Here is an 8065-nt window from a genome sequence, read left to right as displayed (position 1 = left end):
TCCCCAGGGCAAGCCCAACGCTTTCTTTCCGCTTTTGGATCGATTCGAGACCACTTTCACCCAAAACAACATCAACTGACTGCTCACCGCTATCGCCAACAATTACGCCAACGATTTTGTTGATTGGCAAGAAGTCGTTGGGTTAAATTCGGTTGCATAAATTGAGCGATTACCATCACTCAGGGATCATCGTGCTTAATTTTAAATTTTTCCTGTTAAGTTGACAATGCCGTCTCAAGCCCTACTTAGAAGAAATCTTGACTCAATGTTACATTGAAGCGATAGCTCAGGCTAGTACTGAAACTGGATTGAGCGCAGCTACTTTTCCTGGCTGTGTCGCAAAAATGGTAATGTGAGAAGACCCATTTTTCTCTGAACTCAGCTGAAATGACTGCTCAATCCTTGTTTAAATGGCGGCACTTTCTGCCGCAGATCATTTTGCGTTTGGGTGCGGTGGTATTGCCGCTACTCCTTGAGTTATCGAGATGCGCGAGGAAATGATGGCAGAGCGAGGGGTAGAAGTCGATCATTCCACAATCAACCGCTGGGTCTTGAAGTACGCTGCGGAGTTGAATAAGCGGATTCGTCCCCATTTGAAACCCACGAACGATTCGTGGCGTGTCGATGAAACGTACATTTTGGTCAAAGGCGAGTGGAAGTACTTATATCGAGCTGTGGATTCAGCGGGCAATACGCGCTTACTTTATGCTGAGTGCGAAACGGGATGGCAAGGCAGCCGTGCGCTTTTTTCGTAAAGTTCTCAAAGCTCAGCACACTCAGGCTCCACGAGTCATTACGGTGGACAAGAATGCTGCCTACCCAGTGGCAATCGAAACCCTGAAAGCGGATGAAACGATCGCAGCAGAGACTGAATTACGGAGCTAGCAAGTATTTGAATAATGTGATTGAGCAGGAGCACAGAAACATCAAACGAATCGTGAAACCGATGATGGGATTTAATTCTTTCAACACTGCAAGAAGAACCTTGAGTGGGATTGAAGCGATGAACATGATTAGGAAAGGACAGGTAAAGGGAATTAGCAAAGGGGAAAGTGTATCTCAAGCGAAGTTTGTCGCAGAAATCTTTGGAGTGAGTGCTTAAAACAATACGATTGACACAGAGCGTTTGTCACTTTGAAAAATTTGCGACAGAACCATCTATTACGCTTCCACATATTTACCACTACCCCAAATGAGCATCAAAATTGCCAAGAAACTGTTCCTTGAAGTGTAAAAGGCTGTCCGTAGTAAACACGATTAGAATTAAGCGCACTTTCAAAATAGTTTATGTTAAATAGATTTTTGAAGTTGAGTGCCACTCGGAATCTATCTTGGTTATAGAAAATAGCTGCATCAGTGCGAACATAGCCAGGCACTTCATAACTATTGTCCAAATCTCCAGCGCGATCGCCTACAAAAAACAATCCGAATCCAGCCCCTAAACCTTGTAAATTACCTTGTTGAATTTCGTAGCTTGTCCATAAGTTGAAAGAATGGTCTGCGGTATTTGGTAAGCGATTTCCAGGTGTAAAAGTATTATCCTCAGTAATGCGTGCATCGATAAAAGCATATCCTGCGTAAATATTCCATCCCGACAAAATTTTCCCCGCAAGATTCAGTTCAATACCTTGACTATTTTGCTCACCTACTTGGATTTGAAAACCTGGACGGTTGGGGTCTTCTGTAGAGACATTAGTACGGGTCAAATCAAACAATGCCAGCGTTGCCGAAAGGCGCTCGTTCAAATCTGCTTTTACCCCAACCTCATACTGATTACCGCGTTCTGACTCCAAGGTAGAGTCAACACCGAAAAAGAATGTACCGCCTGGTGGGGTAAATGAACTTGTGTAACTTGCATAAAGTGAGATGGCAGGTATGGGTTGATAGACAATCCCAAAACGAGGACTGAATGCACTATCCGAGCCACTGCTTTCTGTGTTAGTGATGAACTCTTCGTATTTGCGATCAAAAGTATCAAACCGCATACCTAACAACAATTTTAATCCATCTGTCAGTGTAACTTGGTCTTGGAGATAAATTCCCCATGAGTTGGTGAGCGCACGTTCGCTGCTTTCAAAAATGACGGCTGCTCCCGGTATTTTTGCTCGATCATAAACAGGATCAAAGATATCAATCGGGTTTGCTTCCCGTTCAGCATATATTGGTGACAAGTTTTCTAAACTATTAAAATCAACTCCAAATAGTAGCTGATGCTGAATTGAACCAGTGGAGAACTTGCCAACCACATTTGCGCTCAGAGCATAATTTGTATTTTCAAGATCGTATTCTCGATCTACACGGTTAAAGGTTCGATTGTCTGCATCCAAACTTCCGGGAAGCGTAAGTAGATCGGTGTAATCACGATACGTAAACCGAAACGCATTGCGTAACAACCAGTTATCGCTAAATTTATGTTCTAGTTGGTATCCAAGTCTTGTAGTTTTCTGTTCAATAACATCAGAAGGTTCACCAAAGTTGCGGTCACGGGACACTTCGCCATTTGGGTTAGATAATACACTACCAATGACAGGTACACCAGAGGCATAAGAATCTCTTGTATAGATGTATTCTCCCTCTAAAGTTAGGTTAGTTCTCTCGCCAATAGCCACACTGACAACAGGCGATACATTAAAGTGTTCACCATTATAGAAATCGACAAAACTACCCGAATTTCTGTAAGCTGTATTGAGGCGATATAAAGCTGTCTTCGAGTCATCTAACGGCGCTGATAAATCAATCGCACCTCGATAATAACTATAAGTTCCAACGGTTGCGTCAATAGCATAAAAAGGTTCGCTTAAGGGACGTTTAGATACTAGGTTGATACTTCCCCCTGGATTACCTAAACCAAATAGCACTGATGCAGGGCCTTTGAGAACTTCGACTCGATCGATACTGGAAAGTTCAGTCGATTCTCCAGCTAAAGGGTCAAGTAGCCCATCTCTGAGAAGATTTGTTGCTGTTGCCTCGAATCCGCGAATGGTATAAGTGGTAAGTGGACCAAAGTTAAAGTTCTGATTAACACCAGGGACATTTCGAAGCGCATCCTCTAAACGAGTCACTTGTTGGTCGCGCAACACTTCTTGAGGCACCACCTGAATCGATTGAGGGATATCACGTAAAGGTGTATCGGTTCTTGTCCCAGTTGAGGAGTTGGGGACGCGATACCCTTCCTCTTGCTCGCCCGTCACCACAATTTCACTTTCCTCTTCTCCCTCTAACGCTGGTTTATCAGATTTAGTTTCACTCCCTGGCTCAACTGGTTCTGGTATTAGTTGAGTTGGCGGTTGTTGCTGTAGCGGTGTAGAAGCTACCGCACTGACAACGCCAAAAATCAAACCCTCTTCTGGACTATCAAACAATTCGACTGTTGGTACACCTGCCTCACCTGTCACTGTCACCCGAATAGTGTTAGCATCTGCGTTAGTTACCGTTATCTCAGTAATACCCGTAATAGGCTTCCGGGAGCGGAATACAAATGCCTCGCCTGACGGCAGGCGCAGTTGAGCATTGGGAATATCAGCAATATAGCTATTGCCCGCACTGCGATTGACAACAGGCAACTGTTCCCCAAGAGTCGTCTGTAAAATCACCTCCACACCTTTATCGGTAGGATTGGCTTTAACTGCTGTCACTTGCATAATTGCTGACGCTGTCTCTGGTGCCGGTACTGGTGCTGGTGACTGTACTAGCGTTTGGGCGCTAGTAATAGGACGCTCTAACTCACTTAGTCTGGGTAGATTTTGAGTTGGTGGGGAATCGCGTAGTATCCGACTAACAGATTTACTCTGTACTTCCCAACTGGGAACCGGCTGAGCTGTTGCTCCTATTGCAATACTAAGCCAAACAGAACCTGTGACTAACAGAATCTGCCATAACTGCTGTTGTTTCACTTACACCCCTCACACCAACTACTACCGTCAGTAAATACCATCAGTAACACAGCAACTCGTTGCAGATTATTGATATCTATTATTGATAAGGTCAAGAAACAATCCTACAGGATATGACAACTACTTGCAACTAATTGTGGGTCTTGGCAGTTTTTGGTGATCTCAGATCTTGCAGCATTCTCGATAAGCCCAATCGGGCAGGGGTTTGAGCGTGATTTCAACTCCATATTTTGCGGCATTTACTACAACAGTAATGCTATACACGTAACTCTGCTTGCCCTATAATGCAAAAGAGTCTCATTAATTACTGAGATTGTGGTGGGTTATATGGTTGCAGTTGGGGAAAGCTGCAGACATCTTGAGGAATACGTACGGAGGTAGCGTGCAAAACAAGCTGAAAATCTGGAGTGGTGTGGGAACTTACGTTCTGGCAAATGTAGGAGCGATCGCGCTTTCAAATACGGATGTTGCTAAAGCTGATACATTTCTTTCGGCTTTTAAAGAGTCTAGCGTTTTGATTAGCCAAAGTAGTCAAGGTAATCCCAGAGAAGCCTGTAAGGCAGTTCCCGTCAGCGGCGGTGGTGAAGGCGGTGGGGAAAGTACTCCGACTACACCTACACAAGGCGGTGAAGGTGGTGAAGGTGGTGAAGGTGGTGAAGGCGGTGAGGGTAGCACGGGCTCGTCAAGTGGTAGCACAATTTATAAGCCTCAGTCCAGCCAACCTTCAGTAGGTAACAATAATATAGCGTTAGCAAAATTTAACAATCGTCAACTCCTAAAAGATTTTACCGATGGGCTGGTCGTTCCAACCTATCAAACGTTGGCAGAAAAGTCAAAACAACTGTCCGCAGCAGTAAACGCCTTTGTTAGCAAACCCAATCGAGCGACTCTACAGGCTGCCCGACAAGCTTGGCTAGCAGCACGCATACCCTGGGAGGGAAGTGAGGCATTTGCATTTGGACCTGCGGCATCCCTTGGTTACGATGCCGATTTAGACGATTGGCCCGTCAACGAAGCAGATCTAAGCGCAGTTCTTAATAGTCAAAACCCGTTGACAGTTGATTATGTCAGTCAACTGCAAACCAACCAGAAAGGGTTTCATACAATTGAGTTCTTACTGTTTGGACTTAACAACGACAAGCAACTACAGCAATTTACGCAGCGGGAACTCCAGTATCTACAGGCAGCGACAACTGTATTTGATCGAACGGCTAACCAGTTGCTAACGAGTTGGACAAAAGGGGTAAACGGCAATCCACCATACCGAGATGCATTTGTCAATGCAGGCAGTGACAGTACAGCTTATCCGACCGTGCAAGCAGCAGCTGAGGAAATTGTCCAAGGAATCTTAGGCATTTTGGACGAGGTGGGGAACGTGAAAATTGGTACGGCTTTTGAGCAGCAGAATCCATTTCTACTAGAAAGCCGCTTTAGCAACAGTTCATTAAGCGATTTTCAAGCCAACCTGCGCAGTGCTGAATTTGCTTATCTCGGACAGGCACCGGACACCAAAACCAGAGGAAAGAGCCTGAGTGAGATTGTGGCTGCGGTCGATCCGGCTTTGGATAGCAAAATTCGACAGCAGATGCAAACGGCATCTACTGCGCTTGCAGCCGTGCCAGGACCGATTGAAGATACCCTGTGCACCTCCAAGGCTAAACCAAAAATCCAGGCAGCGCGGGAAGCAATCTTGACGCTTCACTCAACTATTGAAAAACAGGTTTTACCACTGGTACAAAATTAGTAATGAAACTATTGCGATCGCGGTCGGGGTTGAAAAAAAGCTGTCAGTTTGTGTTTATAGGGTTGGTAGCAGCGATTGCTGGTGCCATCGTATCTCTCGCTTTTCATTATCCCGCCTCATCTCAAATGCAAATTGCCCGCTCCGGAGGAGATACAACCGTTCGCAACCGGACATCTCATGGCTACGAGCAACCCGCACCTAATTTAAGTGAGAAAATGCTGGCGCTGCACATCGAAGGCGATCGCGCCTTCGATGCAGCTTTTGTTACTCCACCGGCAAAGGTGAATCCAGGATTAGGTCCATTATTCAATAACACCTCCTGTACGGGCTGTCATATTCGAGACGGTCGGGGAATGCCGGAAAAGGGACAGCTGTTGGTACGAGTTAGCAATCCGCGCCAGAACGGTAAGGAGTTGCCAAGCGAACAGGGTGATGCTCCAGTGCTAGAGCAAAATTATCACCCTGAAGCGGCTGTTAGTCTGGGCAATGCTCCGCCAGTACCAGGAATTGGCACTCAGATTCAAGAGCAAGGGGTTTACGGTCACGTTCCAGAAGCCCAAGTCGAGATTCAGTGGCAGGAACAACTTGGTAGGTACGCTGATGGCACGCCTTACAAGTTGCGCTCTCCGCTTGCCAAAATTACCCGCACGAACGATCGAGTCTTACCGCCTGAAGTTAAAACATCCCTACGGATTCCCTCACCCGTGTTTGGTTTAGGGCTGTTAGAAGCCATACCAGAGAAAACTATCCTCGCTCTAGCCGATCCTGACGATCGCGATGGAGATGGTATATCGGGTCGCCCGAACTACGTGTGGGATGTGGTCAAACAAGTAGAAGTACTGGGTCGCTTTGGCTGGAAAGCCAATAACCCCGATCTATTGCAGCAGACAGCCTCAGCTTACGTAAATGATATGGGCGTTACTAGTCCCATGTTTCCCGAACCCGATGGCTCCAGCGAAATCGAGCGGGAAACCCTTAAGGCAGCAACGTTTTACGTGCAAACCTTGGCGGTTCCCGCTCGCACAATGCTAAACAATCCTCAAGTTCAAAAGGGAGAGAAGTTATTTGCTTCAGCCAACTGCGTCGCTTGTCACGTGTCTGCATTACGTACTGGAAGTCATGAAGTTGCAGCACTGAGCAACCAGACTATTTATCCCTACACTGACTTGATGCTTCACGATATGGGAGCAGGACTAGCCGATGGTAGACCCGATTTTCGTGCCACTGGAACCGAATGGCGAACCTCGCCGTTGTGGGGAATTGGCTTAACTCAGACGGTACTTCCCTATTCTGGCTATTTACATGACGGTCGTGCCCGTACTCTCGAAGAAGCCATTCTCTGGCATGAAGGTGAAGCGAAAGATTCAAAGGAAAAGTTTACCAAGATGTCAAAGGACGATCGCACTGCTCTAATTCAGTTTCTTCGGTCGCTTTGATACTAAACTCTTCCTGCAATGCTGCGTATTATTTTGACCTCCGCTTGGGGGTTGTTGCAAAAACTTTTGGTAGTGATATGGAAGTAGTGGTGAGGTAGAACCCTTGTCCCGTCTGCCTCCTGTCTAATATTAGCTAATGGAAATAATTCTCATGTAATCCCCCGCAAATTAGTATTTTTGATGATAACAATTTTGGCTTTCTGATTTTACTCATTTGTATTACTACTGTCTAAATTAACACCAGAGGTGATAGAATCATCCCAAAAAATATGTGAAGAACCTTTAGAACGAGTCTGTCCTACCTGTGGCTCTGAGCAGGTAATTAAAAATGGTTCAACTCACAATGGTAAGCCCAAATATCAGTGTAAAATCTGTGGTCACCAATTTGCGATCGATCCGACTAACTCGCCTGTTTCAGAAGAAACCAAGCAGCTAATCGATCGGCTCTTACTTGAGAAGATATCATTGCGAGGAATTGCCAGGGTAACTCAGGTGAGGTGGTCATGGTTACAAGATTATGTCAATCAAAAGCTATCTCAAATCCCTCGCCAGGTAAAGGTTTCAGCTAAACCGCTAGGTAAATTGGTCATCGAATGCGACGAGATGTGGTCATTTGTCGATAGTCAGAAAAATGAGGTTTATATTTGCCTAGCAATTGACCGTAATGCTCGAAAAATTGTTGGTTGTTTTGTCGGAGATAGGACCAGAAAATCAGCCCGTAAATTATGGGCTTCCTTACCAGAGATTTACCAACAATTTGCTTTCGCTTATACAGATTTTTGGCAAGCTTATAAAACAGTTATTCCCCCTAAACGTCATAAAGCTGTTGATAAAGAAACGGGTCTAACTAATCATGTTGAACGATTGAATAATACCTTCAGACAACGAGTTTCTCGGTTGGTGAGAGAAAGCCTATCATTTTCCAAAAAACTTAACAATCACATTGGAGCGATTTGGTACTTCATTCATGGCTACAATGCAGAGTTAGACAG

Annotated in this window: 4 protein-coding genes and 2 pseudogenes; 5 read left to right on the top strand and 1 reads right to left on the bottom strand. The window is 45.3% G+C overall.

Annotated elements, in window-relative coordinates; genetic code table 11:
• Positions 1-242: 242 nt before the first annotated feature.
• Both DSM107010_RS43410 and DSM107010_RS35710 read left to right on the top strand, forming a co-directional pair.
• Positions 243-356: pseudogene (locus DSM107010_RS43410) on the top strand (hypothetical protein); the annotation flags it as partial.
• A 31-nt stretch (positions 357-387) separates the two neighbouring features.
• A pseudogene (locus DSM107010_RS35710) lies at positions 388-1102 on the top strand (IS6 family transposase).
• Between the two features lie 97 nt (positions 1103-1199).
• Here DSM107010_RS35710 and DSM107010_RS35705 read toward each other — a convergent pair.
• Positions 1200-3893, bottom strand: coding sequence for a TonB-dependent receptor (locus DSM107010_RS35705; protein ID WP_106168864.1), 2694 nt, complete (start codon positions 3891-3893; stop codon positions 1200-1202).
• Positions 3894-4275: 382 nt separating this feature from the next.
• Here DSM107010_RS35705 and DSM107010_RS35700 point away from each other — a divergent pair, with 382 nt between their 5' ends.
• The 3 genes from DSM107010_RS35700 to DSM107010_RS35690 all read left to right on the top strand — a co-directional run.
• Entirely contained in the window at positions 4276-5637 is a 1362-nt protein-coding gene (locus tag DSM107010_RS35700) for an imelysin family protein (protein ID WP_106168865.1), read from the top strand.
• A 2-nt stretch (positions 5638-5639) separates the two neighbouring features.
• Positions 5640-7073 carry a di-heme oxidoreductase family protein gene (locus tag DSM107010_RS35695; protein ID WP_106168866.1) on the top strand — a complete coding sequence of 478 codons (1434 nt, stop codon included), beginning with the start codon at positions 5640-5642 and terminating at the stop codon, positions 7071-7073.
• 267 nt (positions 7074-7340) lie between these two features.
• Positions 7341-8065, top strand: a 725-nt coding sequence (locus tag DSM107010_RS35690) for an IS1 family transposase (RefSeq protein WP_127025254.1), incomplete at its 3' end; no start/stop codon positions are given.

This window comes from Chroococcidiopsis cubana SAG 39.79, from assembly GCF_003991895.1.
In the GTDB taxonomy this organism is placed as follows: domain Bacteria; phylum Cyanobacteriota; class Cyanobacteriia; order Cyanobacteriales; family Chroococcidiopsidaceae; genus Chroococcidiopsis; species Chroococcidiopsis thermalis.
Note: the sequence above shows the minus strand (reverse complement) of the source record. Positions and strands in the feature narration are given on the sequence as shown.

Coding starts and splice junctions, on each gene's coding strand:
- DSM107010_RS35695 (WP_106168866.1), top strand. CDS start 5,640: ATGAAACTATTGCGATCGCGGTCGGGGTTGAAAAAAAGCTGTCAGTTT.